Consider the following 2,372-nt stretch of genomic DNA (forward strand, 5'->3'; position numbering starts at 1 on the left):
GCGGCCACGGCCGAGATCGCCCGCAACGTCCAGGAGGCGGCGCGCGGCACGGAAGCCGTGACCGGCAGCATCGGCGACGTGCAGCAGGGCGCCGGCGAGACCGGAGCGGCCGCCTCCCAGGTGCTCGGCGCAGCACGCGAGCTCGCACGCCACTCCAGCGATCTCGGCCAGGAGGTTTCGGCCTTCCTATCAGGCGTGAAGGCGGCCTGAGCCCGGCCCAGACGGAACTTTCCATTCGCGCCCGGCTCACCCGAGCCGGGCGTTTTCTTTTGGCACGTCAGACGAGATGCTTCTCCAGACGCAGAGCCTCTGATGCCACTTGCTTTCAGAAAGCGATGGAAACCCAGGTTGCGAGGCTTATATGGGAGGAGCCCCCTACGAGATCCGTTTCATGCCCGAGACAGACGAACAGCCGGAAGATGAACTGGAAGAGCTGAATGGCACGAAGCGTATCAACTTCCGTGATTATCCGAGCTCCGGCCTTGTGGTGATTGCAGCCCTCAGCTCAGGCTTGGGGTGGATGCTGTTCAAATGGCTCGGCAAGAAGCGTAAGGCGCGGAACGGCGCGCCTGCCGAAGATGGAACGATCCCGGCCTCCCCTCCTGAACCAGGATCGTCAAGCGATCAGAAATCCTGAATCGGAATGCCCGCTTCCATGAAACGTGCTGCAGCGCACCGCCTCCTGAGCCCCATGGGATTACGTTAAGGAAGTTGGCAGGAGGTTTCTATGGCCCGCGACGCTGTTTCCTTCGTTCTCGGCATCATCGCCCCCGTGGCCTTGGTCGGCTGGCTTCTTGTATTACACTGACGGGCCATGTCGTTGCCAAAGGGTCTCTATGACACTTGCCTACACTGTCGCACTCATCACCTGCATCGGCGGCCTCACATCGAGTGGGGCTGCTCTCTCGGCCGAACTGATGCAGGGCCGCTGCCGGATGGACTATTGCGCCTGGTTCAGTATCGAGAGCCGCGACATCGTCGGCTCCAACGCGAATGGTGCCCTCGTCAAGGTCATCTCCAGGGAATGGACCTCCCATCACCCGAACGGCAGCTATGACAAACGCCGTCCCAAGACAGGCGGTGAAGCATCGACAGGTTACTACTTCTGTTCCAAGACGAAGCCGCTGGCGATCTGGCAGGACGATGCAGGACCATGGAAGGTGGCCGTCCTGAACCTCGCTTCGCCATCCGGGGCCGAGGAGAATGCCGTCATCGAGTATTTTGCCGTCTGCCATGGCGTGCAGAGCGGGCATGACACCAGCGATACATTCGATGCTCTCACGAAGCGATTCGGCTATGCACCCGTCGAGGCAGCAGATCTGCGAGACGTGGCAGGACCGGAGGACGTTCTAAAAGACTAGCCGTCGCGTGCTTTTCGTAACCACTCGTTTACCTTTCAGGCGCAGCCTTCGCATGTGCCTGGCTGGCACGGTCCTCCCTCTGGTCGCAACGGCGGCCTACCTAGAGCGCCAAACGATGGGCGCTCTTTCTTTGGGAAGATCCGAGATGACACGTACCTGATCATCACCTCACGTCTGCCAGCCCCCCAAGCTTCCGTGTCTTTTATGTATCGTATTAAAGATAGTACCTATAATATTTAAATGATTTATCTACTCCTACGATCTGATTTCGGAATAGTATAATTACATATGAGCTGCTTTTCTACTTCAAAGACAGGAAATTTGCTTATTGTACTAGCACAAAATCGCAACGAAATAGGCAATATAGATCTCAATCGCCACGGTATGCCTAGCGCGCAAATTAAATAGTCTTAATACTTGCGCTAATCCTGCGTTCGTTCCATCGCCACCCTGGAAATTCACCGACTCGTCGTCCTGGCCGTGGATCTGACCGACGACGATCCTGCCGCCCATGCCGTCGCGGTTCGGGGCACCATCGACTTCAAGGGTAGCGCTCATAAAGCCGTCCGTCTGGAGGTTCCAGGTGGGATTGGCGGTGCCGTATCTACAAGTCAATGAGCATGATCAGCAGCGTGTGGCAGTCGGATACATTCTACTTCAAGGCCGGCGCTTACCTCGGTGCGAACGAGAGCAATGGTTCGGGCTACGGCCAGACCTCATTCTACGCCCTGAGCTTCAACCATAACGGCGTCGTTACTTCATCGACGCAACCGACTCCGACGCCGAACCCGATGCCCGGGACAGGCGCGCTATCCTACTACGCGGACGGAAGCGGCTCCGATCCAGACCGGAGCCGTTTTTCTCTATGCTAAAGCGCTTTTGGTCTCAGTGTAGAGCATAGCCGGCATGCCTGATCCAGCCTTGAGCATCCTTTGCGCTGATGGTGTCGAGGGCTGGTTTGAGCTCTGCCTCCAAGGCTTCAAGGCTACGTGGGGCTTTTGCCTTGAGCCG

The 2,372-nt window shown here is 57.9% G+C and carries 4 protein-coding genes and 1 pseudogene; 4 read left to right on the forward strand and 1 reads right to left on the reverse strand.

Annotation, left to right across the window (positions count from 1 at the left end; all coding sequences use genetic code 11):
- The 3 genes and pseudogenes from KHP60_RS24690 to KHP60_RS24700 form a co-directional block, all read left to right on the forward strand.
- Positions 1-210, forward strand: a pseudogene (locus KHP60_RS24690) (methyl-accepting chemotaxis protein); the annotation flags it as partial.
- 181 nt (positions 211-391) lie between these two features.
- Positions 392-637, forward strand: coding sequence for a hypothetical protein (locus tag KHP60_RS24695; RefSeq protein ID WP_213566916.1), 246 nt, complete (start codon positions 392-394; stop codon positions 635-637).
- 199 nt (positions 638-836) lie between these two features.
- Positions 837-1,361, forward strand: coding sequence for a hypothetical protein (locus KHP60_RS24700; RefSeq protein ID WP_213566917.1), 525 nt, complete (start codon positions 837-839; stop codon positions 1,359-1,361).
- 333 nt (positions 1,362-1,694) lie between these two features.
- On the opposite strand, the gene KHP60_RS24705 is transcribed toward KHP60_RS24700, so the two are convergent.
- Entirely contained in the window at positions 1,695-1,919 is a 225-nt protein-coding gene (locus KHP60_RS24705; RefSeq protein ID WP_213566918.1) for a hypothetical protein, read from the reverse strand.
- Positions 1,920-1,981: 62 nt separating this feature from the next.
- On the opposite strand from KHP60_RS24705, the gene KHP60_RS25970 reads away from it, so the two are divergent.
- Positions 1,982-2,233, forward strand: a complete 252-nt coding sequence (locus KHP60_RS25970) for a polysaccharide lyase family 7 protein (RefSeq protein WP_213566919.1) — start codon at positions 1,982-1,984, stop codon at positions 2,231-2,233.
- The last annotated feature ends 139 nt before the right edge of the window (positions 2,234-2,372 follow it).

The organism is Microvirga sp. 3-52, assembly GCF_018383585.1.
GTDB lineage: Bacteria > Pseudomonadota > Alphaproteobacteria > Rhizobiales > Beijerinckiaceae > Microvirga.